The sequence below is a fragment of the Ruegeria sp. ANG-R genome (assembly GCF_000813985.1).
Lineage (GTDB): Bacteria > Pseudomonadota > Alphaproteobacteria > Rhodobacterales > Rhodobacteraceae > Ruegeria.
Genome location: NZ_JWLJ01000006.1, coordinates 143,040 through 168,776 on the forward strand (window position 1 = coordinate 143,040; position 25,737 = coordinate 168,776).

General features: G+C 55.6%; 26 protein-coding genes, 1 tRNA gene and 1 pseudogene. 11 read left to right on the plus strand and 17 right to left on the minus strand.

The annotated features are described in order from the left end of the window. Positions 1-214 precede the first annotated feature (214 nt). From dgcN to RA27_RS15175, 3 genes are all read left to right on the plus strand, one after another. A complete protein-coding gene (gene dgcN / locus RA27_RS15165) occupies positions 215-1,216 on the plus strand; it encodes an N-acetyltransferase DgcN (protein ID WP_039540771.1) in 1,002 nt (333 codons plus the stop codon). A gap of 74 nt (positions 1,217-1,290) precedes the next feature. Further along, positions 1,291-2,256: an N-acetyl-D-Glu racemase DgcA gene (gene dgcA, locus RA27_RS15170; RefSeq protein ID WP_039540774.1), complete on the plus strand. Its 966-nt coding sequence runs from the start codon at positions 1,291-1,293 to the stop codon at positions 2,254-2,256. Between the two features lie 10 nt (positions 2,257-2,266). Beyond that, complete coding sequence (locus RA27_RS15175; RefSeq protein ID WP_039540777.1) at positions 2,267-3,127, plus strand: D-amino-acid transaminase; 861 nt, start codon at positions 2,267-2,269, stop codon at positions 3,125-3,127. A 185-nt stretch (positions 3,128-3,312) separates the two neighbouring features. Here RA27_RS15175 and RA27_RS15180 read toward each other — a convergent pair whose 3' ends face one another. The 4 genes from RA27_RS15180 to RA27_RS15195 form a co-directional block, all read right to left on the minus strand. After that, positions 3,313-4,467 (minus strand): hypothetical protein, encoded by a 1,155-nt coding sequence (locus RA27_RS15180; RefSeq protein WP_039540779.1) that lies wholly within the window; start codon positions 4,465-4,467, stop codon positions 3,313-3,315. Positions 4,468-4,708: 241 nt separating this feature from the next. After that, positions 4,709-5,023: a DUF1244 domain-containing protein gene (locus tag RA27_RS15185; protein ID WP_039540782.1), complete on the minus strand. Its 315-nt coding sequence runs from the start codon at positions 5,021-5,023 to the stop codon at positions 4,709-4,711. Between the two features lie 114 nt (positions 5,024-5,137). Continuing rightward, on the minus strand, positions 5,138-5,377 hold the full coding sequence (locus RA27_RS15190) for a DUF6868 family protein (protein ID WP_039540785.1): 240 nt from the start codon (positions 5,375-5,377) through the stop codon (positions 5,138-5,140). Between the two features lie 76 nt (positions 5,378-5,453). Next, positions 5,454-6,191 carry an N-formylglutamate amidohydrolase gene (locus tag RA27_RS15195; protein WP_039540789.1) on the minus strand — a complete coding sequence of 246 codons (738 nt, stop codon included), beginning with the start codon at positions 6,189-6,191 and terminating at the stop codon, positions 5,454-5,456. A 118-nt stretch (positions 6,192-6,309) separates the two neighbouring features. On the opposite strand from RA27_RS15195, the gene pyk reads away from it, so the two are divergent. The 5 genes from pyk to rplT all read left to right on the plus strand — a co-directional run bounded on the left by pyk (position 6,310) and on the right by rplT (position 10,776). After that, on the plus strand, positions 6,310-7,755 hold the full coding sequence (gene pyk / locus RA27_RS15200) for a pyruvate kinase (RefSeq protein ID WP_039540792.1): 1,446 nt from the start codon (positions 6,310-6,312) through the stop codon (positions 7,753-7,755). Between the two features lie 254 nt (positions 7,756-8,009). Further along, positions 8,010-8,447, plus strand: coding sequence for a universal stress protein (locus RA27_RS15205; protein ID WP_039540795.1), 438 nt, complete (start codon positions 8,010-8,012; stop codon positions 8,445-8,447). A gap of 14 nt (positions 8,448-8,461) precedes the next feature. After that, positions 8,462-10,012, plus strand: a complete 1,551-nt coding sequence (locus tag RA27_RS15210; protein ID WP_039540798.1) for an alanine/glycine:cation symporter family protein — start codon at positions 8,462-8,464, stop codon at positions 10,010-10,012. Positions 10,013-10,195: 183 nt separating this feature from the next. Then, a complete protein-coding gene (gene rpmI, locus RA27_RS15215; RefSeq protein WP_010443552.1) occupies positions 10,196-10,396 on the plus strand; it encodes a 50S ribosomal protein L35 in 201 nt (66 codons plus the stop codon). Between the two features lie 14 nt (positions 10,397-10,410). Beyond that, positions 10,411-10,776: a 50S ribosomal protein L20 gene (gene rplT, locus RA27_RS15220; protein ID WP_008756009.1), complete on the plus strand. Its 366-nt coding sequence runs from the start codon at positions 10,411-10,413 to the stop codon at positions 10,774-10,776. A gap of 394 nt (positions 10,777-11,170) precedes the next feature. Here rplT and RA27_RS15225 read toward each other — a convergent pair whose 3' ends face one another. The 4 genes and pseudogenes from RA27_RS15225 to RA27_RS24730 form a co-directional block, all read right to left on the minus strand. After that, positions 11,171-12,022: a hypothetical protein gene (locus tag RA27_RS15225; protein ID WP_039540805.1), complete on the minus strand. Its 852-nt coding sequence runs from the start codon at positions 12,020-12,022 to the stop codon at positions 11,171-11,173. A 10-nt stretch (positions 12,023-12,032) separates the two neighbouring features. Beyond that, a complete protein-coding gene (locus RA27_RS15230; RefSeq protein ID WP_039540807.1) occupies positions 12,033-13,109 on the minus strand; it encodes a glycosyltransferase family 4 protein in 1,077 nt (358 codons plus the stop codon). Positions 13,110-13,779: 670 nt separating this feature from the next. Further along, positions 13,780-15,189, minus strand: coding sequence for a class I SAM-dependent methyltransferase (locus tag RA27_RS15240; RefSeq protein ID WP_039540813.1), 1,410 nt, complete (start codon positions 15,187-15,189; stop codon positions 13,780-13,782). Positions 15,190-15,449: 260 nt separating this feature from the next. Continuing rightward, positions 15,450-15,711: pseudogene (locus RA27_RS24730) on the minus strand (hypothetical protein); the annotation flags it as partial. 496 nt (positions 15,712-16,207) lie between these two features. On the opposite strand from RA27_RS24730, the gene RA27_RS15250 reads away from it, so the two are divergent. Then, positions 16,208-16,297, plus strand: a tRNA-Ser gene (locus RA27_RS15250). 235 nt (positions 16,298-16,532) lie between these two features. Here RA27_RS15250 and RA27_RS15255 read toward each other — a convergent pair. The 6 genes from RA27_RS15255 to RA27_RS15280 are packed head-to-tail and all read right to left on the minus strand — an operon-like array spanning position 16,533 to position 20,732. Then, positions 16,533-17,333 carry an IclR family transcriptional regulator gene (locus RA27_RS15255; protein ID WP_039540819.1) on the minus strand — a complete coding sequence of 267 codons (801 nt, stop codon included), beginning with the start codon at positions 17,331-17,333 and terminating at the stop codon, positions 16,533-16,535. 29 nt (positions 17,334-17,362) lie between these two features. Continuing rightward, positions 17,363-17,752 (minus strand): RidA family protein, encoded by a 390-nt coding sequence (locus RA27_RS15260; RefSeq protein ID WP_039540822.1) that lies wholly within the window; start codon positions 17,750-17,752, stop codon positions 17,363-17,365. A 13-nt stretch (positions 17,753-17,765) separates the two neighbouring features. Beyond that, positions 17,766-18,533, minus strand: coding sequence for an amino acid ABC transporter ATP-binding protein (locus RA27_RS15265; RefSeq protein WP_039540825.1), 768 nt, complete (start codon positions 18,531-18,533; stop codon positions 17,766-17,768). 9 nt (positions 18,534-18,542) lie between these two features. Then, positions 18,543-19,205, minus strand: a complete 663-nt coding sequence (locus RA27_RS15270; protein ID WP_039540828.1) for an amino acid ABC transporter permease — start codon at positions 19,203-19,205, stop codon at positions 18,543-18,545. Positions 19,206-19,211: 6 nt separating this feature from the next. Beyond that, positions 19,212-19,874 (minus strand): amino acid ABC transporter permease, encoded by a 663-nt coding sequence (locus RA27_RS15275; RefSeq protein ID WP_039540831.1) that lies wholly within the window; start codon positions 19,872-19,874, stop codon positions 19,212-19,214. A gap of 24 nt (positions 19,875-19,898) precedes the next feature. After that, positions 19,899-20,732: a transporter substrate-binding domain-containing protein gene (locus RA27_RS15280; RefSeq protein WP_039540834.1), complete on the minus strand. Its 834-nt coding sequence runs from the start codon at positions 20,730-20,732 to the stop codon at positions 19,899-19,901. Between the two features lie 211 nt (positions 20,733-20,943). Here RA27_RS15280 and RA27_RS15285 point away from each other — a divergent pair, with 211 nt between their 5' ends. Next, complete coding sequence (locus RA27_RS15285; RefSeq protein ID WP_241484090.1) at positions 20,944-21,954, plus strand: D-TA family PLP-dependent enzyme; 1,011 nt, start codon at positions 20,944-20,946, stop codon at positions 21,952-21,954. A gap of 44 nt (positions 21,955-21,998) precedes the next feature. Then, a complete protein-coding gene (locus RA27_RS15290; protein WP_039540837.1) occupies positions 21,999-22,931 on the plus strand; it encodes a sugar kinase in 933 nt (310 codons plus the stop codon). Between the two features lie 511 nt (positions 22,932-23,442). Here RA27_RS15290 and clcA read toward each other — a convergent pair. The 3 genes from clcA to RA27_RS15305 are packed head-to-tail and all read right to left on the minus strand — an operon-like array spanning position 23,443 to position 25,736. After that, positions 23,443-24,753: a H(+)/Cl(-) exchange transporter ClcA gene (gene clcA / locus RA27_RS15295; protein ID WP_039540840.1), complete on the minus strand. Its 1,311-nt coding sequence runs from the start codon at positions 24,751-24,753 to the stop codon at positions 23,443-23,445. A 37-nt stretch (positions 24,754-24,790) separates the two neighbouring features. Further along, positions 24,791-25,111: a cytochrome o ubiquinol oxidase subunit IV gene (gene cyoD / locus RA27_RS15300; protein WP_039540843.1), complete on the minus strand. Its 321-nt coding sequence runs from the start codon at positions 25,109-25,111 to the stop codon at positions 24,791-24,793. Next, complete coding sequence (locus RA27_RS15305; RefSeq protein WP_039540847.1) at positions 25,104-25,736, minus strand: cytochrome c oxidase subunit 3; 633 nt, start codon at positions 25,734-25,736, stop codon at positions 25,104-25,106. Before RA27_RS15305 ends, cyoD begins: the two co-directional genes overlap by 8 nt. Position 25,737 lies beyond the last annotated feature (1 nt).

The window sequence follows — 25,737 nt, forward strand, 5'->3', positions numbered from 1 at the left end:
TGCAGATGCGGCAATGCGTGTGCAGAATGACCTGTTCTAACTGCAAGGTGGGGGTGCTTAAAGTTTGATCAGTTTAAAAACTTCGAATAATTTCGCGCAAGAAAGTCCTTATGTGCAATTTCATCCCGCCAAAGGGCGAGGGACACGGACAATTCGAGAAACCCTCGTCAAATCGGTTCTCTAGCTTAAGCCGGAATCAAAGGAGTGCACCGCAATGATCGAGACACCGTATCTGTTGTTTTTGGGTGATGCGCCCGACCTGTTGGCGGCCAAAGTTGCTATTGGCATCCGGGACTGGCGCCCTGAAAATGCCGTAGGTCAAATCAGGCTGGAAGGTTGCAAGGCCGATCTGGGCCTGACGGAAATGACACTGGCCGAAGGTAAAGCCGCTGGTGCCAAGACACTGGTCATTGGTGTTGCAAACCGGGGTGGGATCATCAGCGAAGCCTGGAAAGAAGTTTTGATCGAAGCGCTGGAGATGGGCTATGACTTGGCGTCGGGCCTGCACAATCTGCTGCGCGACGAAGGTGATCTGGTGGCGGCAGCGCAAACCCATGGCTGCACCCTGCATGACGTCCGTGTACCGACCGTTGGCTACCCGATTGCCAATGGCAAGAAGCGCACCGGCAAACGGTGCCTCGCGGTTGGCACCGATTGTTCTGCCGGTAAAATGTATACCGCAATGTCGATGGACGCCGAAATGCGCAAGCGCGGGATGAAATCGTCCTTCCGGGCCACCGGTCAGACAGGCATTCTGGTCACGGGTCAGGGCGTGCCGCTGGACGCGGTTATCGCGGATTTCATGGCAGGATCGGTCGAGTATCTGACCCCGGACAATGATCCCGATCACTGGGACCACATCGAAGGACAGGGCTCTTTGTTCCACGTATCCTATTCCGGGGTGACCATGGCGTTGATCCATGGCGGCCAGCCCGACGCGCTGGTCCTGTGCCATGAGCCGACGCGGACCCATATGCGCGGCCTGCCCGAATACTCGCTGCCGACGCTGGAACAGCTGCGTGACACCGCGCTTCCGCTGGCGCGCGTGGCGAACCCCGAGTGTCAGGTTGCAGGTGTGTCGATCAACACCCAGCACCTGAGCGAAGACGAGGCGCGCGAATACATCGCCAAGGTCGAGGCCGAAATGGGTATCCCGGCGACCGACCCCTACCGGTTTGGCGCCGGTAAACTGGTGGATGCGCTGGCCGCACTATGATTTAAGCACTTTGCCGGCGGCGGGGCGATCCGCCCCCGGCAGAAGTAATTGTCAAAAGATGAAGGAGCGGGCGCGTGCAGATTGAAGTTTCTCGCGATGTGTTTCGGCTTGCGCAGGTGTTCACCATCTCACGCGGCTCACGAACCGAGGCCAATGTGTTGACGGCTCGGATTTCGGACGGGGCACATCACGGTTGGGGCGAATGCGTACCATATGCCCGCTACGATGAGACACTGGCATCTGTCGAGGCCGAGATTGCCGGACTGCCCGACGTGTTATCGCGCTATTCCCTTATGGATCTCCTGCCCGCTGGCGCGGCGCGGAATGCGGTGGATTGTGCACTGTGGGATCTGGAAGCGAAACGCGCAGGCAAACGGGCGTGGGAGTTGGCCGAACTCGCCGCGCCTGGGCCCGAAATTACCGCTTATACCCTGTCGCTGGATACGCCCGAAGCGATGCGGGCTCAGGCGGCCGAGAACGCATTTCGCCCCCTGTTGAAGATCAAACTGGGAACGCCGGACGATATGCCCCGGCTTGAGGCTGTGCGGGCTGGTGCGCCAAAGTCAAAAATCATCATCGATGCCAATGAGGGCTGGTCGGCCGAGGTTTATGCCGAACTTGCCCCGCACCTTGTGCGTCTGGGCGTCGCTCTGGTCGAGCAACCTTTGCCCGCGGGCGAGGATGACGCGTTGATCGGACTGGAGCGCCCGGTGCCCGTTTGCGCTGATGAAAGCTGTCACGACCGGGCCAGCCTGCCTGCGCTCAAAGGTAAATATGATGTGGTGAACATCAAACTGGACAAGACCGGAGGTCTGACCGAGGCGCTGGAGCTGCGCAAGGCCGCGCTGGCCGAGGGCTATGGCATCATGGTCGGCTGCATGGTCGGAAGTTCGCTGGCGATGGCGCCCGCGACGCTGGTGGCGCAGGGGGCGATGGTCACGGACCTTGACGGGCCGCTTCTGTTGGCAGAAGACCGCGATACACCCCTGATTTTTGATGAAACCGGAGTACATCCGCCCAAAGCGGCACTCTGGGGCTGAGGAGAAGAACATGACCCGCACCGTCTATGTGAATGGCGAATACCTGCCCGAAACCGAAGCACGCGTTTCAATTTTTGACCGGGGTTTCCTGTTTGCGGATGCCGTATACGAGGTGACCAGCGTTCTGGATGGCAAGCTGATCGACTTTGACGGCCATGCAGTGCGTCTGAAGCGTTCGCTGGACGAACTCGATATCGTCCAGCCTTGCAGCATGGACGAATTGCTGGAGATCCACCGAAAACTGGTAGAGTTGAACGACATCGACGAAGGTCTGGTCTATCTGCAGGTCACGCGCGGCTCGGACGGGGATCGGGATTTTGTTTTCCCGTCCGCGGATACCAAGCCCAGCCTCGTGCTCTTTACCCAGAATAAACCGGGCCTTGCCGACAGTCCGGCATCGAAGAAGGGTGCCAAGATCATCTCGATTGATGATATCCGCTGGGGCCGTCGTGACATCAAGACGGTTCAGCTGCTTTATCCGTCAATGGGTAAGATGATGGCCAAGAAGGTAGGCTGTGATGACGCGTGGCTGGTTGAAGACGGCTATGTGACCGAAGGCACCAGCAACAACGCCTATTTTGTCAAGAACGGCAAGATCGTCACCCGTCCGTTGTCCAACGACATTCTGCACGGAATCACCCGCAAGGCGGTTCTGCGCATGGCGGCCGAGGCTCAGATGGAGATCGAGGAACGCCTGTTCACCATCGACGAGGCGAAAGAGGCGGACGAGGCCTTCACGACCTCGGCCAGCGCTTTCGTCATGCCTGTGGTCGAGATCGACGGCGTCGCGCTGGGTGATGGCACGCCGGGCCCGATCGCCAAGCGACTGCGCGAGATCTATCTGGACGAAAGCCGCAAGGCTGCAATCTGAAAAGGGCTACCGCATCCGGGTGCATCGCCCGAAGGATGTGAACTCAAATGCAACGCACGGGACAACTTGTCGATATTCGTGGCACCCTCGCTAAATATGGTGAGGGTGTTGTCGTTTCACAGCGCGGCTAGCATCAGAGAACTCCCCCTATCCGACCGAACCGGCCAAGATCAGGGCGTCAGGCGTCAACAAAGCATCGGCGGTATCCAGGTTTCCATCAGCGGGGACCCATCTGGCTTAACAAATATCACCCGGAAGCTTGTTACATTTTGTTGGTATGCCAACAGAGCCGCGCCATATTCTGACTTACACAGTGGCTGCCTTAGCCAGTTTGCGGCTTTCAGAACTGCGGAGTTGCCTGTCCAAGTTCTGTATTCCTCGGGGTGTCGAACCTCTATCGTCAGTATGATCAATTGATCTGAGAGGGTGCCTTTGACAAAGCGAAAATCGCGCGAGGGGCGAAGTTCTGAAGCTGCATCTATAATGCCGGGACCCGATACTTTCAGTGCTTGTGCGCGACCATTATCGTTTTTGACCCAATCCTGAATTTGGCGGTAGGTTTGCAGGTTTTTGGATTCGCGTTGCTTTGTTGGCTTTAGCCGCCAACGCTGAGACGCGCCCGAACCATTCGTCGATAGGGCAGAAATGTAGTCGGATGACAGTTCGTACGCATAGATATCAACAACACCCTCGGCAGAATCAACGACCATAACGCAGAGCACGAACCTGTCATCTGGCCGCGCAATCGTGGCTGCCCATATGCGTGCCTCTGCCGCGCAACGGTCCTCGGACATAGAAACTGGCTGATGATTTGGCGTGCCCCAAAGCAACCCGATCACAGCCTTAGGATAAGCATCTTCGTTGTAGGTGCCCTCGAATCCATCGGGTTTGTCGGCGACGACACGGCAGACCACATACTCTGAATAACTCAGCGCAAACTTCCGGTTTCCCGTCAGCGCTTCGCCGTTATGCGGTTCCAGGCACGAATTTCCTATGATGGGTGAAATGTCAGGGTGTTGGGGCCAGTCAGGCCGCATCGTCGCGAGCCAGAGATTCCAAGGACGCCCACCTGCAAATTTGAAATCCTCAAGAAGACGCAAGTGATACGAATATTCCTGACCAGCTTCACCATCCTCCTGAAATTGAACAGACACGTCGAGATATGGGTCGATTTTTCCGGCGACCGGTCGCGGACCGACTTCGGCAATAGTTCGCACTGAAATCGCGGGACCAGGGCCCACTCGGACCAAACGAATTGGATCGAAGAACAGACCAAAGCCAATAATAAGCGCCGCACCGCAAATCAAAGTTATGGTCCAAGCCCGATATCGAACAAACATACATGTCACCAAAAGTATAAGTTTTCATGCATGAGTAAGCTAGTATCGCAGGGCAATCACCTCCTGTTTGCCTCACTTGACTCATTTCATTTCGGAACGGTCATTGCGCCTCGAACAAACCGTCAAGCTGGGTTTTTGCGGATCACTGAAATGTCACTAATTGTAAATCCATATTCGAAAGATCAGCAACGTCCCAAGCAGTAGGTTCATACGAAATAGGCGTCTTTTCTGGCGTCGCGCGTCAGCTCTTCTTCGTCACATTCTCTTCGAATGCAACCTTGAAGGCCGCCTGTTTCTCGGCACTGGCTTCGGTCTGGTAGTTGGCTTTCCACGCGTCCATCGTCATGCCATAGAAAATCTCGCGCGCCTCGTCCTTGCTCATTTCTATGCCTTTGGCATTGGCCGCTTCCTGATACCAGCGCGACAGGCAGTTGCGGCAGAACCCGGCCAGATTCATCATGTCGATGTTCTGCACGTCGGTGCGATCCTGCATCAAATGCTGCTGCAAACGGCGAAACGCTGCGGCCTGAAGTTCGATTTCGGTTTGCTTGTCCATTGTCGGGCTCCGAGTGATTGTCTTGCGTTCTGAACTTGACCTAGCAATCCGTGGGCCATGTTACAACGAACAGGAGGGGCCCTAAGGCCCCTCGGAACGTCAGGTCTGGATGCTCTATGCCAGTTTGAGGGCCAGCCAAGGCATCAGGCAGAATATGGTGGTCAGGAGCTTGTAGTTTGCAAGATACCTGAAATAGGCCCTCTTTGCGTCGGCTCGCTCCATTTGGAACAGTCTGCCATGTAGGCCTGCAATCCAGTCCTGCATGATGATGATCATCAGCGTGCTGAACAGCAATACAGCTACGTTCAAGACCGTCATCCAGCCGAAGACGGTCGTCAGGAATTCCTGAGTCATGGTCGTCTCCTTTCCTTATATATATGGGTGCCTGCGCGGTGATCCACAATATTGGGCGATCTGAATTGACCTTACATCAAAGGCCGCTGTCGGCCAGCGCGTCCTGCAGAATAGCGGCCAGACGTTCCGCCCATGCACGCTGCCCTTCATTGTCGGCGATCAGATCATTGCGCAGCTCGATCAGTGCGTTTGGACGACCAAAGGCGGTGCAATGCTTGTCAATCGCATCACCGGGCAGCACGCCTGTGTAGGGTTCGTTTACACCAACGCACAGATCACCCTCGGCGTTCAGCCGGTTGATCAATGGGCGTGAGAACCGCTCATCCGCTGTGTGCAAGACGCCGATGTGCCATGGCCGGGGCTCGCGACCGCGCAGCTGGCGCGTAAAGGAGTGCATCGAGACGATGACCGCATGGGGGCGGGATGCAAGCTGTGCCAGCGCATCGTGATAGGGTCGGTAGCACATGTTCAGACGGCGCGCACGCTCGACCGCATCTGCCTGACGGTTGCCGGGGATGATCGAGCCGTCATAGAGCTTCATCAACAGCGTCGGATCGTCCTCGCCCCGGTTGGGGTCAATCACCAGGCGCGAGAAATTGGCGGCGATCACGGGGGCGTTCAGAACCTCGCCCAGATGTTTCGAGACCTCGTAGGCGCCCACATCATACGCGATGTGACGCTCCATATCCTCACGCGGTAGACCCAGGTCTCCGCCGTTGATATCGGGCGGCACCATGTTGGTTGCATGGTCACAGGTAATCAGCCAGCGCGACGGGCGATCCGCGCCGTGAACAAAAAACGGAGAGTATGTCATGAGCCTGTCATCTTGTTTGTCGCAGGTGTAGGACAGTTGCGTTGGAAAGGGAATTGCGCAATAAGCGGCCCAAGCAATGTTTGCGGTAACATTCGTGCGTGGAAGGAGAGCCTGATCAATGCGACGCCTGAGAAATGTAAAAATCGTGGCGACGCTGGGACCGGCGTCCAATGACTATGACACCATCCGCGCGCTGCATGAGGCCGGGGCCGATGTGTTCCGGCTGAACATGAGCCATGGCAGTCACGATGAAATTCGCGAGAGGCACCGTATAATCCGGCAGATCGAAAAGGATCTGGAAAGCCCGATCGCAATTCTGGCCGACCTGCAGGGGCCGAAGCTGCGTGTTGGCGTATTTGCCAATGACGCGGAAGAGCTGGAAGAGGGCGCCGCATTTCGTTTGGATCTTGATCCGGCGGCCGGGGATATCACCCGGGTCTGCCTGCCACACCCCGAGATTTTTGCCGCGTTGGAACCCGGCGCGCGTCTGTTGGTCAATGACGGAAAAATTCGTCTGATCGTGCAGGATTGCGGTCAGGACTTTGCGCATTGCACGGTGGAAGTCGGGGGTACGATCTCGAACCGAAAAGGTGTGAATGTTCCGGACGTGGTTCTGCCATTAGCGGCCTTGTCCGCTAAGGATCGAGACGATCTGGAGTTTGTCTGCCAGTTGGGTGTGGACTGGTTGGCGCTCAGCTTTGTTCAGCGGGCCAAGGACGTGTTCGAGGCGCGGGCGTTGGCAGATGGTCGCGCTTCAATCCTGTCCAAGATCGAAAAACCCGCTGCGGTCGAGGCGTTTGACGACATCCTCGATGCATCGGACGGGATCATGGTTGCGCGGGGTGACCTGGGTGTTGAGCTCCCCGTTTCGGCCGTCCCCCCCATTCAGAAGCGTCTGGTGCGTAAATGCCGCACAGCCGCGAAACCCGTGATTGTCGCCACACAGATGCTGGAAAGCATGATCGAAAGCCCGATGCCCACGCGGGCCGAGGTCTCGGACGTGGCCACCGCCATCTATGAAGGCACCGATGCGATCATGCTCAGCGCGGAATCGGCTGCGGGGTCTTATCCCATCGAGGCGGTTCAGACGATGAACAAAGTTGCCATCGAGGTCGAGGCCGACCCGACCTATCATCAGATCATTGCCGCTTCGCGCACGGCCAAGGGGACGACCATCGCAGATGGTATCGTCGCCGCCGCGCGCGAGATTGCGGAAAAGACAGACATCAAGGCCATCTGCTGCTTTACTCAAAGCGGCACCACCGCGTTGCTTACCGCACGCGAACGCCCCGGTGTGCCGATTATCGCAATGACCCCTGCCACCGGAACCGCGCGCAGGCTCTGCCTGAGCTGGGGGTGCCATTGCGTCATGACCCCGGAGCAGGAACGGTTCAAAGGCGCTGTCGTCAGTGCAGCCCGGGCCGCCCGTTCAGGTGGCTTTGCAACCGATACTGACCAGATCGTGGTCACCGCAGGTGTGCCTTTTAACGTCCCTGGCACGACCAATATTCTGCGTATCGCTCCGTGTGACGAAAGGCTGATCTACAACACTGACCCGGGTTGAATTCGGATTATCAAGCTGAGTTTCATACTGAAACTTTGTTCAATGCCTATAATATAGGCATTATTAATCATTTATTTTCAATAGCTTGCTAAATCTTTGGTTGTCTTCGGAAATTAAATCTCTGTTTTTCCGTGTTTTTTCGCGGTTTTTCGGGATACTTGCCCCTAGGGTAGTCTACTCAAACAAGTTCCAGGTTCCGGCTGCCCTGCCGGGGGCACGGGCCCCGGCCAAATCAATTATAACGGAGGAACGAGATGACAAGCAAAATTGTCATAGGACTGGACGGGACAGAGACCGGTGAGCGGGCGATAGCCTTCGCCAAAGACCTGGCCGAGAGGATCGGCACGTGCGAACTGCTGATTGTCTACGTCATCGAATGGTCCCCATTCACTTTCCAGACCCCTGAGGAGAATGCGCTGCGCCACAAGAGGCGCGAGGAGGAGGTCGAACTTGCCACGTCACGTGTTGTGGCGCCGGCAGTCGATGCGCTGAAGGCGGCGGGTTTCAATGCGCAGGGCATTGTTCGCCATGGAGATGTGGCGGAAACGCTGAACACGATCACAGTGGAAAATGAGGCGTCGCAGATTGTTGTGGGTCGATCCTCGGCCGACGGCTTCAAGAAACGCATCTTTGGCAGCTCGACCCAGAATCTGGTCATGCACGCCGATGTTCCGGTCACCGTTGTGAACTGAGGGGAGTGACGAGAATGAATATGTTGAAATATTGGGGGCTGGCCACGGCCGCTGCCCTGATCTCCAGCCCCGCAGCCGCGCAAGAGGCGCCCGGGCTGGACGAAAAGATCAATCAGGCCTTTGCAAATTTCACCGGGCCGTTTGTCAGCTTTATCTTTGCGCCGTTTCCGGGAACAACCTTTCCGTGGATCGTGGGCTGGCTGGTGATCGCCGCAACGGTCTTTTCGCTCTATTTCGCTTTTGTGCAGTTCCGGTTCTTCGGGCACGCGATCAGCCTTGTCAAAGGAGACTACTCCGATCCCAATGATGCGGGCGAAGTCAGCCACTTTCAGGCCCTTGCGACAGCTCTGTCGGGGACAGTGGGTCTTGGCAACATCGCAGGCGTCGCCGTTGCCGTCGGTATTGGAGGGCCGGGCGCGACGTTCTGGATGATTCTGGCCGGATTGCTGGGCATGGCCTCAAAATTCACCGAGTGTACGCTCGGCGTGAAGTACCGCAACGAATACGAGGATGGCACCGTTTCCGGTGGTCCGATGTATTACATGTCGAAAGGGTTTGACGAGCTTGGCCTGCCGGGTGGAAAAATCCTGGCCGTGCTGTTTTCGATCTTCTGTATTCTCGGCGCGCTGGGTGGCGGGAACATGTTCCAGGCCAATCAGGCGCATCAGCAGATCGCCGGTATCGTCGGTGACTATCCCGGATGGATCACCGGGCTGGTTTTTGCGGCCGTCGTATTCATGGTCATCGTCGGCGGCCTGAAATCGATCGCGCGCGTGACCGAGAAGGTCGTTCCGTTCATGGGCGTGCTCTATGTGGCGACCGCTCTGGTCATCATTGGCATGAACGCAGATCAGATCGGCTGGGCCTTTGGTCAGATATTCGCCGGGGCCTTTACCGGTCTGGGTGTGGCCGGCGGCATGGTCGGCGCGCTGATCCAGGGCTTCCGCCGTGCGGCATTCTCGAACGAGGCCGGCGTTGGTTCGGCAGCGATTGCGCACTCGGCGGTCAGGACCAAAGAGCCGATAACAGAGGGCTTTGTCTCGCTGTTGGAGCCGTTCATCGACACGGTCGTGATCTGTACCATGACGGCGCTGGTGATCATCATCACGCAGCAGCTGATCATCGACCCGGATACCGGAAAGTACATGCTGACCGAACCGGGCGGTGTCATTGCGACGGTAGAGGGCAATACCGGTGTCAGCCTGACCTCGGCGGCATTCGGCAGCGCCTTTGGCTGGTTCCCCTACATCCTTGCGATTGCGGTGATCCTGTTTGCCTTCTCGACCATGATCAGCTGGTCTTACTATGGCCTCAAGGCATGGACCTATCTGTTTGGCGAAGGTCACACCAAAGAGCTGGTGTTCAAGATCATCTTCTGTGTCTTCGTTGTCATCGGTGCAGCGGCCAATCTTGGTCCGGTCATCGACTTCTCGGATGCGGCGATCTTTGCCATGGCAGTTGTGAACGTGTTTGCATTGTACTTCCTGATGAAAGTCGTGCGTCAGGAACTGGCATCCTATGCAGCCCGACTGAAGAGCGGTGAAATCCGCAAATTCGACCACTAAACCAAACCACCGGGGCGGCGCGTGTCGCCCCGGTGCCCGGCCAGCCTGCAAAAAGCGCAGATTCTGGCCCAAACCCCCTTGCCAGTATGACCGAACTTGCGTAAACGGCGCTTCTGATCGCGTGACCGGCCGAGATGGCATGCCGAGTCGCGTCTGAAACCGAACCCGGAAAAGGAGACGGAAATGCCTAAGATGAAGACCAAATCGAGCGCCAAAAAGCGCTTTAAGGTGACTGCGACCGGTAAGGTCCTTGCTGGCCAGGCCGGCAAACGGCACGGCATGATCAAGCGGACCAAGAAGTTCATCCGCGACGCCCGTGGCAACACCACCCTGTCCGCCCCCGACGCCAAGATCGTCAAGGGCTACATGCCCTACGACCGCTAAGAGGAGATTAGAAGATGTCCCGCGTTAAAGGTGGAACCGTAACTCACGCCCGTCACAAGAAGGTCATCAAGGCCGCCAAAGGTTACTATGGCCGCCGCAAGAGCACCTTCAAGGTTGCCCGTCAGGCCGTCGACAAGGCCAACCAGTATGCAACCCGCGACCGTAAGAACCGCAAGCGCAACTTCCGCGCGCTGTGGATTCAGCGTATCAACGCTGCTGTTCGTTCGCATGACGAGGCTCTGACATATTCCCGCTTCATCAACGGCCTGAACCTGGCCGGCATTGAAGTGGACCGCAAAGTTCTGGCCGACCTGGCCGTGCACGAACCGGAAGCGTTCGGCGCGATCGTCGCCAAAGCTCAGGCTGCTCTGGCCGCCTGATCCTCTGCATAGAGAGACAGTGAACAAGAGGCCGCTCCATAAGGAGCGGCCTTTTTGATTCCCGCACTCGGCGAAATGCCAGCGCGTTCAAGAGACAGTGCTTGATTCGGCGTGCCAGAAACCGATTTCGCCTATCTGAAGGTCATCGGCTGCTCAATAGGCCAAGGCCGATGGTGTATTGTTCGACTACAAGGTCTGGGCAGAGCGGCCTTAGAGATAACGAAAAGCTTGGCCGAAAACACATATGTTTCTCTCTCGCCAACCTCTGCAAACCGGCGAAGATCTGTCCAGCAACACTGAGAACCAGAAAAGCCTGATCACAAAAAAGCACTCGCGCTTGCTTCAGAACATTGCTTTCTGCGTTATGCAGCGCATCGGCTTCAACAGAACCGCGTCATATCTTACGTTCGCTGCACATTTCCGCTACGAATACAAATGCGGCACCCACGGCCAAGCCCAGAACCCGATTGAGAGCCACCGCCAGGAAAGCAGGTGCCGGGGCAGAGGCGATAAGCTTGGCAAGACCCGCGGCAACAGCCTCATTCAATCCAAGCCCGGCCGGGAAAATCCCTACCGTCGCGCCCAATGAGGGTGCAACGGTGTATAGCGCTGCCTCGAGCCACGTGGCCGTATGCCCCAACGCTGCAAAGGCCAAAACAAGTCTCGCGGCACTGAGCGTGAACGACACCAGTCGAATAACCACCATTCCTGCGAGAAGTCGCGCTTCGGCCTGACGAGAGAGCAAAAACAAGGTTATTGCGACCCCGGTTAAGGATATCATTGTCAGCCAGACCCAGGCGCGGTGGTCCAGAGCTACCAATGCTGCTGAGGAGAGAGCAATGGTCAGACCGAGCGTCAGCAACGCTGTCAGCAAGACGAGTCGCGTGGCTACGCCAGCACTTGCACCCGCATCCACGAGCGCTGCGCCGCGCACAAGTGCCCCACCTGGAAGGGGCAGGAGCTCAGCGACGTTGGCGTGCGCCACAATACGAAGGGCCTGAATCGTCGACACACCTTCACTTGCGGACGCTGCTGTAAAGCGGAAGGTTATGGCGGCCACGAAGAGGAGAGCGGGCGTCAGTATGCAGACGTTGAGTGCTACATAATAGAGCGACAGATCGCTCCAAGTTAGGTCCAACGCGGATACGGACCAGCCAACCCCGATCAAAAGCAGAAGCAAACCTGTGATACGCAATCGCCGACGGATCGAGGGTTGCTTCCGCCATGCTTGGAAACGCGCGATCACCGACGCCTCTTCACGCTGGATCGTCTACGTTTTGGTAATGTGCGATCGTATCTTGAGCCACGCGCGTCCAGCTGTAGTGGCGTGCGCAGATGGCAGTCGCCCGGGTCGTAAAGGCCGACCTTTCGCTGGCAGACCATGCCGCTATCTCTTTGATTTTGGAAGCCCATTCGCTCGCCTCTCCGGGCGCTATGATAAAGCCCGTTTCATTATCCTGGACGGCGTCGACGATCCCGCCGTGGCGCGCCGCCACCACCACACCACCAGCAGCAGCTGCTTCGACTGCGACTAGGCCGAAACCTTCGAATTGACTGGCATCTTGCGCCAAATTGGGGATAACGACGCAGAGCGCATCGCGCTGACATCGCCAGAGCTCTTCCTGCTCCAGTCGTCCCAAATACCGAACCCGTGGCGCCGCCAGTGCTGCGCGTTCATCCTCGTCCCAAACTGTGCCCGCCACATCAAGCGAAATGTCTTCGGGCAGAAGCGGTAACACCTGCTCTATGAACCAACGGCAACCTTTACTCGCAATAAGGCGCCCCGAAAACAAAACTGTGCGCGGTGATGTTGAGGACTCGCCCGAAACCTCCACTTCAGCCGCAAGCGGAATTACTACCACATGTTGATAGCCAAAACGCCGCACTTGCGCTGCCGTTGCGGACGAATTGGCTATGATTGTTGCACTCTTCAGAAGGCGCGCACCCAACGCAAGATACATGCCATACAGACGCCCACGCAGGCCACCGCGAAGCGGAAAGGCCACGTCAGTACCATGTGCGGACACCACCATTTTAGTGCTTGGCTTGCGCAACCTTGCCAAGAATGCAAATGGCCAAATTGCCATATCAGCGATGTGGATCACAGGGGCGGGCCTGCGAGAAAACAGGACCGTTAGCCCAGCCCTAAGCCCGAACCACATCAACGCACCAGTTTTGGGCACGCTGCCATCTGGGTTCCCGGGCAGTGTGACGGCTCTGACTTCTGCGTGCGGTGCGAGTGCCTTTACAAGTTCATGGGAATACGTCTCCATGCCGCCCATCGCAGGCGGCCATTTGCGGGAAAAAAAGTCGATTTGAAGCGTCTTACCCATGGCTGCATATTCAACGACAGGCCGAAATATGCAATACGAACGGAGTGCAGTTTTTTGGCGCAGGCCATTGGATGCCTTTCAATCCCAGTCGGTTTTGTTGCACCAATTTGGGTGAGAACGTACCCCCCTCTTTTTCCCGGACGGAGTATTCTACGGGCACTTTGACAGGGCAGCAAAGAACGGTTTGGCGGCTGAAGATCGCGGTCCAGCCCCGGAATCCCGCAGCCTGCCGGTTGAAGTCTTGAGATATGAGACTTTGGTCAAGCCGTTTGACGCCGTTCATCTTCATTTTGCGCGGCTTCTGCGGTGGTAGCTCATCCACCGCCGCCGTAGAGATCTTCCAAGGTTCTGGCCACATTTTAACTTGTTGCCCTAGCAGCGTGGTTCAAGCTCTGGATTTCGGGGGTACATCATGAGCGACCTACCCTCGTTGCCTGACGAGTAAGCGACGCGTCTTTAGCCCTATTCTCCGAACAGCCATGTCAAGCTACGCGTTGAGGGCCAGTGCGCTACAGGCGGGATATTACCGTTCTGCCGCAAATAGTTACGATAGTCGGATGCACCTAGAGAATATGGAGCACCTAACGCACCTTACATAAGTTGGAAGCGGTGGAGCGACGTGGGTCAACGCTTGAGAGGCTAGCGTCGTGGCGCGAGCCTGCTGCCGTTGTCATTCCTTGAACCGTGGAAGGATCTTGATAATTAACGTATCCGCTGCTTCCCGAACCTTGATGACGAACCAACCCCATGGACTAACTGTGTTTTCAAGAACGCGCCGCTCAGGGGGCTCGAAAATCTGTTTCACTACGTGAACAAGGTATTGCATACGAAGCGTTACCACCAGAAGTAGCCATCGCGGCCGACGCGACCCATATCTCCAAAGTAACCGTGACAGATGCAACCCGTTGCGCGAAGCATTGTTGAGGCCGAACAGTTCCAAGTCAAAACACCTTAGCTCATCGCGCGACGCGTCGAAGAAAAAGTTGTTTGGGTGCATATCTATTACCTGAATCAATTCCAGCGAACGCGACGGTCCGTATTGAACGGCGATGTCCTTCTCAGTCGCGTAAGCGTAGATTGCCTTAAGTCGCTCAGACATAGCCGCTTTATCTGCAATTTGGGGCCTCGTATACTTGCCCAAAACCCCTGCATCAACGTAGGGGAACACGAGCCCATGCTCTGAATGAAGGCCGATTGGGGTAACAAACCGCGGGTCGTTCACCTGGCTCCCGACCTCTGCTTCTGCAAGTGCTCTTTCATTTGCCAAGTACTTTTTCAGAAAAACAGGTACTCCGTCCTTGGTAGTGCCTCTCTGGAACGAAACTCCTTCGTGCAAGTTTTCGGGATCGCTTGGCGCTACTTCACTCTGGCTTACCAGTAGTTGGTTGTTTGAACCGACAGTGCGTTGGTAGCAATTTTGAACGACGATTTCGTCAGTCATTGCCTCAGCCTGTCGACTCTCATTTCTTTCCTTTAGGTTGAACTTTAGAAGCCATCGGTTGATACCGTGAATCCGATTTCGCCCGATCACCTCCACGGATTCCAGGCGGTCCCCAGCCGCCCGGCAAAGATCCGACAGGTAAGCTTCGTCGGACGTGTAGTATTTTCTAAGCGCGCGCTGCCAATACCATCGCGACCCTTCACCCAATTGACCGGTTTCAAAGATGATTGCATGTTTTGTGTGTTCGAGAATCTTGAGCCAGAAACGCATTGCGCTCGTATACCCAAATTTACCGACAATATGATGGTGAACCGCGCAGTATAGCACCGTATCGTAGTTGTGTTCGAACGGGAAATCCAAGGCGTTACCGGCAAACAAGGTGAACCTTGGGTCGGCCTTCAATGCGGGATCTACAATACTTTCATCGTACTCAATCGCATCCGCTGCTTCGGTCAGTCCGCTTTCCAACAAGGCTTTGGAGAAATAGCCTTGGTTGCAGCCAATATCTAGGCTCCGCCCTCCCTTGTTGCAGCGTTCGAGTATCGTCTTACGCCGCGTTTGGTTCCTGGCTTCGTGACGGTTATGATACGTCGTATCCCCCAACGGATTTACTTTGTGCAAAGAAAACAGCTTGCCCATGAGTTAGTTTTAAACCTGAGTGGTTATCTGGAACGCCTGAAATTAGCATCAAACACAGATAGCTCTCAAAAAATAGGACTTCGTCAAGTCGCTTGCACTCAATTGTCGCCATACGGACACAGAAATTCACCTATTGGATATGGAGTTAACACCTGTACTCATCCAGTCGCAGATCTGCTCTTCGCGCTTGGGGCCTTGCAATCGCTGCTGATACTGCTCTCTGAAGCTTTGATGCCTAAATTGGGCTTTGAGCATAACTTTCATTTTCCCGGGACGAATCCGTGCTGCCGGTTCTGCAGTGGGTGCTGGTTTCGTTGCACAAATCGGGTTGTGGTCGGACTTCCCCTTTCCCCGGACAGACTTGCCCGATGTCCGTCTGTGATGGGTATGCCAAGCGAAGCGACTGAGCACCGCGATGCGGACCTGGATCTCCGCGACTTGCCGATCGAAGTCCAGCGCCATGAGGCTTTGTCCCACCAACGTCACGTAATGCACCTTGGTCTCGACCCGGCTCCGGCGGTGACGGACCATGGAACTTTCGAAATCGTTCGACCGAAGATCGCCGGCAGCGCTGGCGCTCAGCTCAGCAACGGATGGACAAGATCGGGGAAGGGTTCTGTCTAGTGGCCAATAGCTAAACTGTGCGCAGCATATTAAACTTGTATATCAGCACACTTCACGCCTTTTTCCGTTTGTTTTGACATGCGCTATCTCTACTGCTCACAGGAGAGGGGATTGAACTGCGAAAAGAAAAATTCTTCTCGCGCAGATGATGATCTCACTGTCAACGCGGCGATACCGAACGGGGCTTCGATGTGTTGCGGTGTTTCGAACCTGATGGTTGGGTGGTTCGGCGCCCGGAAATACTTCAGAAAAACGGTTCAAATCTCGCCCATAACCCTCGTAAATCGGTGTGTTTTACCGTGATTTCAACGGGTTCAGTAATTTTGTCAGGGCGAAGCAAAAAAAGGAAATTTTGCCTTGTATTCCCGCTGCTTGCAAGGATATACCCACCGACGGAGACGTGGCCGAGTGGTCGAAGGCGCTCCCCTGCTAAGGGAGTAGGCGGGAAACCGTCTCGAGGGTTCGAATCCCTTCGTCTCCGCCACCCACCATGGCCATCAAGTAATCATTATAAAGCAGAACCTTAGCCGATAGTGGTGAACGTAACCCCCAGACATCTAACGGGTCGCGATTAGCACGTCATGGGCCGCCCAAAGGCGTCCCAATAGAGGCATGAGCTTCCCTGTGAGTTCCGTCGCAAGCTGACTCCGCTGAAGCAAAACTCACTCGACAACACCCATAGGAGACCGTGGGGCGATACTGATTCAATAAGCTTAAACCTACTCAGCGGCCATTTCTGACATTGAGCTTGTTTGCGCTGTTAGCTTTTTGGATAATATTTCAGCCGCTTCAACAAGAGCCGAGCGGTATTCATCATAGTTCTTCTCTGCATCACCTTGAGGAGCGATGATGCAGAGCGTGTAAATACATCGATTATTCAAACCGTAGACAGGAGCAGCAAAACAATGTGTGAAATTGTCGGCTATGCTGTCGAAATCGAAAAACTGGTCTGCGTTAGCCTTTCGGACACTTTCTATGAAACTGCTCGGCTCCAAGTATGACCCGTCCGGCAGGTGAAAATCCTCTTCGGGAATTAGGTCAATAATCTCCTGATCACTCAGATGCGAAATCAGTAAACGGCCCGATGCCGTCCACGGTATCGGCGTCCGCTCCCCGACGTCCGCGCTGATCCGAAACGGCCGGTTTCCCTCATTCATCATCGCGACATAGTATTTGTCACCATCAAGCGTGCAAAACTGCGATGTTTCACGCGTTCGGGCAGTAACGTTTTCAAGTATCGGGCGGACGATACCACCCAGATCAAAGTGCTTGCGGTAGTTGGTGCTCCAAAAATTGAGTTTTGGGCCCAGAAAGACGCGACCATCCGCGTCTATCTTTTCCAGAACATTTGAGGCCAGAAGCAACGCAACAAGATCATAAATCGATGATTTCGGGGCACCCATACCTTCGGCAATTTCAATGGGCCGTTGTGGCAAACCAACCTGGCATAGGTGATCAAGGATCGCGAAAGCACGGTCCAGCCCTCTGGCCTTGGTTTTTGGTTTGCCATCCTTCGACATCGACTGCTGCCCACTGTTTGCTGACGGAATCAGCCTACTTTATGGAAGGCGATACAGTCCACTTCAACCTTGCAGTCGACGACCATGGCGGATTGCACACATGCGCGGGCGGGCGGGTTGTCTCCAAAGTATTCGGCGAACACTTTGTTAAAACTCCAGAAATCGCGCGGGTCGTCCAGCCAGACCCCGATCCGCATGATGTCGGCCGTGCTGTATCCGGCATCTTCGACGATTGCGATCATGTTGCGAATGGCCTGATGCGCCTGAGGCACGATCCCTCCGTCGATGACTTCGCCATCGACCATCGGGGTCTGACCCGAGACATAAAGCCAGCCCTCTGCTTCCGTCGCCTTGGCGAATGGCAGTGCCTGTTGCCCCGATCCCTTGGATTGATTCAGTCCGTGCCTCTTGATTGTCATAGGTGTACCTCGTTTAGAATTTTGAGCTTTTGAGGAACGCAGCAAGCCGTTCCGATTTCGGTTTCTTGAACAGCTCTTTCGGCGGGCCTTCTTCGCCGATCCGCCCGTCCTGCATGAAAATCACGCGGTTGGAGACATCATGTGCGAACTGCATTTCATGTGTGACGAGCAACATGGTCATGCCGTCTTTCGCCAGATCCAGAACCACGGCCAACACTTCGTTGACCAGCTCTGGATCAAGGGCTGATGTCACCTCATCGAACAACATCAATTTGGGGTTCATGGCAATCGCGCGGGCGATTGCGACCCGTTGTTGCTGACCGCCGGACAACTGACCGGGAAAGTGATCCTTTCGCTGCAACATACCGACGCGCTCCAACCACTTCTCGGCGATGGAATGGGCCTCGTCCTTGTCCATCCCGCGCGTTTTGATCAGCCCTAACATGACATTGCGAACGGCTGTCATATGCGGGAACAGGTTGAAGTGCTGGAATGCCATACCCGTCATGGCGCGCTGTCGGGCGATCTCTTTTTCGGAGAGCCGAACCCGCTTCCCACCTTTTTGCTTGTACCCGATCTGCTCACCCTCGACGGCGACAACACCCTCTTCGTATTCTTCCAGCAGATTGACGCAGCGTAGAAGCGTGGTTTTTCCCGATCCACTTGAACCAATCAGGCTAACGACATCGCCTTGCCGCATCGTCAGATCGATACCCTTGAGAACTTCAAGCTGACCAAAGCGTTTATGTAGATTCTGAATTTCCAGAAGATTTTGTGACATGCGGAAACCTCAGGTTGGGATCGCGACCTTACGTTCGACGTAGCGCCCGGCTTTTTCGATCGCAAAGTTGATGATGAAGAAGACGAATCCCGCGAAGAAATACAGCTCCAGGCTGAGATATGTGCGCGAGATGATCTGCTGAACGGCAAGCAACAACTCGACAACGCCAATGATCGAAAGCAGCGTCGAGGCTTTTACAATTTCCGTTGCCGTATTCACCCAGGTCGGAAGTATCTGACGCAGGGCCTGGGGAAGAAGCACCGAAAAGAAGGTCTTGGAGAACGTCAGACCGATCGACTTTGCGGCCTCGGTCTGGCCCTTTGGGATCGCCTGCAGAGCACCCCGGACGATCTCGCCGACATGCGAGCTGCAGAACAGGGTCAGAGCAAACACACCTGCCTGAAACGCCGTCAGATCAAGCCCGACAACCGACAGGATGTAAAAGCAAGCCAGAATAAGAACAAAAACGGGCGTTCCACGCAGAAAATCCGAATAGATTCTGATTGCGAACCGGGCCGCTCGGTTTCCATAGGTCAGAATAAGCCCGACGATTATTCCAAGGATGGTCCCAAGGAGAATTGACAGAAATGAGATCTGAATTGTGTTCCAAAGGCCGTCAAGTATCGCTGTACGGGCTAACCAGATCGCTTCCAATGTCTGTAGAATTTCCATTGTGAATTACCTCGGAATGGCCAGGCGCGTTTCGACCTGCCTCAGAACAGCGGCTATGACGTAGCAGGTGACGACATACATCAGGCTGGCGACCAGCCAGGTTTCGATAACCCGGAAGGTTTCGACATTGATCTTTCGCGCATAAAAGGTCAGCTCGGGCACCGCGATGGCAGCAGCCAAAGACGTGTCCTTGAACAGCGAAATGAAATTGTTGCTGAGCGATGGCAGAACATTCCTGAGCATCACCGGGATTGTAATCAGCAGCTTTGTGCGGAATTCGGTCAACCCGATTGTCAGGCCCGCCTCGCGCAGCCCCTTTGGCAAGGCAACGAGACCGGCCCGGAACACTTCCGTAAGATAGGCCCCGGCATAAACGGACAGGGTCACGATGAAAGACTCGATCTTTCCAAGCCGGATGCCAAGCTGCGGCAGGGCAAAAAAGGTGAACAGGATCAGGATCAGAATGGGAGTGTTCCGGATCGCTGATACGTAGGAGAGCGAGATCCACCTGATCGCCCTGCGCTTGGACAGCATCCCGAAAGCAGCCAACAGACCAATCAGGCAACCAATTGCGATTGAGATCAGGGCAAGCAAGATCCCAAGCCCCAGGCCCGACAGCAGCAGATCGAAGTCGCGCCAGACAGCGGCAAAGTTGAAGTCATAGTCCATTGGCTTATCTCTGGTGCTGTTCGTTTACTTGAACTCGACCGGGAAACCGATCTGCGGCGGGCTCAGTTCAGAGCCGAACCACTGTTGATACGAAGCGGCATAGGTGTTGAAATCGACACCTGTCATGGCTTCGTGCAGCACCGAGTTCACAAAGTTCAGCCAGCGTTGATCGCCGGGCTTAACGGCGCAGCTATAACTCTGAGGATTCCAGCCAAAACCGGCATCTTTGTAACGATCCGGGTTTTGCGCCATGAACCAGCTGAGCGACGACTGATCCGTTGCCGCGGCATCCGCACGCCCCGAGTTCAGCGCCTGATACATCAGATCGACACTTTCGTACTGATCGACATTCGCCTCGGGCAGAGCGGCGTGAACCATGTCTTCCGCATAGACATTCTGTAGCACCGACACAGTCACGTCACTGCCGCCGGCCTTCAGCGCTTCGTAGTCGGCATAGTCTCCGCCATCCAACAACATCAGGCCAACGCCTTCGCGATAATACGGGATCGTGAATTCAACCTGCTGCGCGCGGCCCGGGGTCACTGTCATGAACTGGCAGGTTACGTCGACCTTGTCGGTTGCAAGGTTGGGAATACGCGCATCGCCGGATTGGTTCACGAATTCTACTTTTGTCGGATCGTCGAACAGACCCTTCGCGATCAACCGCAGCATGTCGATGTCAAAACCGACCAGCTCGTTGTTCTCGTCCTTGAAGTGCCATGGCGCATTGGTGCTGCCGGACCCGGCAATCAGATACCCGCGATCCAGGACATCCTGCAGCTTGTCCGCATGAGCCGCACCAACAGCGGAACCCACGAACAGCGCGGCAAGACCCGCAGTCTTTAGATTTTTCAGCATTTTGATCCTCCTAGTTGCAACTCTCGCAAATTGTTCCGGTATATCGGAATACATATCGGTATTGCGGAATCAGAAATGCCACGCTACATTGCTTCTGTCAACTGGTATGACAACAAAGCGTCTTGGGAGGCCTTTGAAACCGGCGCGGATTTGGGAGGTTCCTTTGGAAAGTTTGAGAATAGACACGCCATCAGTCGTCGTAGATCTCGACGTGGCAGAAGCGAACATCTCCAGATTCCAGACCTATTGCGACTCGCATGGGATCAAGGTGAGACCGCATATCAAGACGCACAAAATGCCGGCGCTGGCGAACTTTCAGATTGGGCGCGGCGCGATTGGAATTACGTGCCAGAAAATAAGTGAGGCTGAAGCGATGATCGCCGATGGCGGCATCGATGATGTGTTGATAACCTATAATATACTTGGCGAGGCAAAGCTGGCGCGGCTGCGCGCGTTATCCGAGAAAGTCAAACTGTCTGTCGTTGCAGACAACCTGACCGTCGTTCGAGGTCTCAGTGGCGCATTTGCGACTGCAACGTCGCCTCTGCCCGTCCTTGTCGAATGCGACACAGGCGCCGCACGATGCGGCGTCTCTGACCCCGAAGAAGCCGCAACGCTTGCGGCAGAAATCGACGCGCTCCCCGGTCTTACGTTTCGCGGGCTTATGACATACCCACCAGCTGGAGCTGCCTCAAAGGTCACCGCGTGGTTGACGCAAACGAAAAACCTGATCGCGGCGAAAGGACTATCGGTCGAGGTCGTTTCCTCTGGTGGCTCCCCAGATATGTGGCACGCGCATGAAATGCCCCTCGCGACCGAGTACCGTATCGGTACATATGCGTATAACGACCGGTCGTTGGTCGAAAGGGGAACCTGCAGCTGGGAAGACTGTGCCCTCACGGTTCTTGCAACCGTTGTTTCGGTCCCATCTGAGAAGCGCGCGATCATAGACGCCGGCTCCAAGGTTCTCACGTCCGATCTGTTGGGCTTGAATGGTCATGGTCATATCCTGGGACGTGACGACCTCGTCATCGATCAACTCAGCGAAGAGCATGGGCGGATTGTCTCTGAGGGACCAATTGGTCTTGAAGTCGGCGACCAAGTCCAAATCGTTCCCAACCATGCGTGCGTCGTTGCCAACATGCTGAACCGCGTCGAACTTGTCAGAGGGTCCAAGCACCTCGGATCAACGCCAGTTGCCGCCAGAGGACAGGTCTGGTGACAGCTCGGCGCGCACCAACAAACCCTGACAACTGAGGAAACATAATGACTGATCTCCTGTGCCTGGGTGAGCCACTCATCGAGCTCAATCAACAACCGGACACTACCTTTGTCCCGAGCTTCGGCGGTGATGTCTCCAACGTTGCAATAGCAGCGGCCAGGCAGGGAGCGAGCTCAGGCATGTTGACGCGCGTGGGTAAAGATTTCTTCTCGCAAAACCTGAGAGATTTGTGGAGACTCGAATCCGTGTGCGACGACTATGCACTGGACACGTTTGATAAAGACCTGGGCCTCTATTTCGTGACCCATGACGAGGATGGGCATCACTTCACTTATCGCCGAAAGGGTTCAGCGGCTAGCAGCTATGATCGGGGTGATTTACCTATCGAAGCGCTGCAGAATTGCGGGATTCTTTATTCTTCCGGCATCAGTCTTGCCATAAGCGAGTCGTCTCGCGATGCCGTGATCGAGGCGGCTGAGTTAACCAGAGCAGGTCAGGGTCTCTTTGCATTCGATCCGAACCTGCGCACGGCTCTCTGGTCCTTGGAGCAAGCCAGGACGGTAACCCACAAAGTGATGGAGCTTTGCGACATTGCACTGCCCGGGATTGATGATGCTCGGCAGTTGACAGGTTTGGATAGCCCTCAGGATATCGCAGACTTCTACCACGATCTCGGCCCTTCGGTGGTAGCGCTTACGATGGGCAATGCCGGAGTTTTTCTGTCCTCAAAAGATGAACGCTATCTCTGTCCGCCACACAGCGTCTCTGCAGTGGATGCGACCGGAGCGGGAGATTGCTTCAATGGTGCTTTCCTGGCGGCTCATTTGAACGGAATGGACCTAAGGCATTGTGGGGCTATTGCAAACGCAGCTGCAGCTTTGTCAACCTGCAGTTACGGCGCGATATCGGCGATTCCTTCGCTCGCAAAGACCATTGATTTTCTCGAGACCACTCAAATTACAGACCCGAGTTCTTAGCCGCCGCGATGAACTGACTTAAACACTCCTACAAAGAAACAGCAAACTAACAAACCATGATGGGTCCCGTTGTTTTTCTGACGACGCACTCCGACTCGCAGCAGATTCTATATGACTGAGGCTCGTCCAAGGTAATGTAGTCAGCAGACTGTTCCCCGGCCAGCGCTCCGATGATTTCTACAGGAAACGCTCGTTCATGGTGAGTCCAGTGGCCTAATGATATTAGCCCGATGTTTGATGAAGGGGCGGTCTTCCCGCAAAGTGTAGCGTGAGTTCCCGAAGCGCAAAAAAACACTTTTGGGGCGCGGGTATTTTTCGAAGACCAACGGTGCAATCACCGAAGACATCGCACTTCCGTACTTGGAGCGGTATGTCGAAAACCCCACCAGCGCCAGTTGGTAGGTGATTTAGCCGGACGCTCTACACATCTCATGCCGCGCCATGATCCGAAAAGACGCCACCGATGCCGAGTGGCAGGGCTGAAAAGGTCCTGATTTTGCCGTCTGTAGCATCAGCCAAGATTTTCCTTTGCCATTGCTGCTTTGCGGAGCGTCCGGTCCAGCAGCATTTCATAGACGGGTTTGCCCCCCAGAGCTTGCGCCACGATTGCCGATGTTGCACACGCAATCAGTAGGGGCAGTAGCAGGGAGTAAGCAGCTGTCAATTCCATTACAAGGATCACGGCGACAACGGGCGCGCGGACCGATGCGGTAAAAAGGGCACCCATTGCCAGAATGGCGCCGGCATGTTGGACATCGTGCATCGGACTTGCGTGACCGACCAGCGCTTCGATGGCCAGCCCGACGCTGGCGGCGATGGCGAGCATCGGGGCAAAGATGCCTCCGGGCGTCCCCGCCGCATAAGAGAGGATCGAACCGGCGAACCGCAACAATGACATCAGGAACAAGGCCAGAACGCCGAGCTCCACACCCGACAGCTGCAGGACCAAACCTTCTCCGCCACGAACGGCCTCGGGGAAGACAACCAGTAACAATCCGGCTACTGCTCCTAAAATCAGCGCAGGGGACCACCACAGCCGTTCAGGCAGCTGATCCACCGCGTCGAGTGCGCGCAAAAGCAGGTGATTGAACACAACGCCAACCAATGCGAGGACAAACCCCAGAAGCACCGCAAATGGAAAGGCGGCAAAGGGCAACTGATGGACGACAATCTCGATCAAAGGGTGCCTGCCAGCAATTGACTCGGCCGTAATCGCGCTGGCAATCGCCGCAATAATCAGCGAGACATAGGTGCGCCGCGAAAACGGAAAAACACGTTGCATTTCCTCAGTCACAAAGACAATCGCCGCAAGCGGCGCGTTGAACGCAGCGGCCAGTCCGGCCGCGGCCCCTGCCGCCAATAGTCCACGCCGTTCATGCAAAGGAAGTTCTGACCGCTCTGCGACGCCCTGAGCAATAGCCGCCCCCATGTGAATGGTCGGCCCTTCGCGTCCCAGAACCAGCCCCGAGCCCAAGGCAAGCAGACCACCGAAGAACTTGATGATCAATGCGCGCAACCAGAAGACCTCGCGTTGACCATCCATGGCTCCTTCTATTTCCTGAACGCCACTTCCGGCCGTTTCCGGCGCGAATCTGCGGGTCAGCCAGACCGCCGTCACTGCCATCCCGGCCGACAATGGGACAGCAATAAATGCGGCACTCCAGCCATGCCCCATACCCTGAAGGAACGCGTCATAGCGCGCGAAAATATAGTCCAACGAAAGGTGGAACAAAGCGCCGACTGCTCCGGCCATGACCCCGATGATCAGGGCAATAAGATACAGAAGCAGATCATTTTCGGTCTGGCGCGTGTCACGGAACATCTGAATTACAGATCACCGAGCATTATCTGCCCGGGCCTTACATATGCATGTGCATGCGTTCATGAAGATTGCCCAACACCCAGATCGTACCCAGCACGATGATCAGAACAACAAGGCTGGTGAACAGGATCAAATCCAGATCCTCTCGTTGTTGTCGGCTGCGGTCGATGTGCAGGAAATATCGCAAGTGAACGCTGAGCTGGATCAGACCCAAAAAACCGACTACGGACAGGACCGTCCCCGGTGCCCAGCCGCTGCCGAGGGCAGCCCAGAACGCAGCAACCGTCAGAACAACGGCCAGAAGGAACCCGTAAACATAAGTGCGCAGATCGCGCAAATACTGTTCTTTGTTATCCATAAGTCCAGGCTCCGAAGTAAACGATGGAAAAGATACCAATCCAGATCAGATCAAGGAAGTGCCAAAACAGGGCAAAGCGCATGAAGCGGGTCTTGAGCTTGGGAACCATGCCGAAGATCGACAGCTGAATCAGCAAAACAACGAGCCACAGACAGCCCATGGTGACGTGTAGGCCATGCAGGGGAACCAGACCGAAAAAGGCCGATAGATACCCGCTTCGCCATGGTCCGGCATCCATCGCGAACATCGCTATGAAATCCCGCACCTCAAGGGTCAGGAAAGTCAGGCCAAGTATAAGCGTCGCCAGCAACCACAGCACCATGGTCCGCTGGCGCTGATTGTACTTCAAGACCAGCAGCGCCATGCCCGCAGTCAGAGAGCTTAACAGCAATGCACCGGTCTGAAGCGCCAGCGATGTGAAGTCGAACAGCTCTTTCGGTCCCGGCCCGTCCGCCGTTGCCCCGATCATAGTGATGTAGATGGCAAACATGAGCCCAAAGAAGACCATGTCGCTCATCAGGAAGATCCAGAACCCGAAAATGACCGTTGCGTTCTTGGGCACATGCACGTCAGAGTGCTGCGTCAGGTTCAGGCCCGGATGCTGGTTTACTTCAACTGCGTGCATC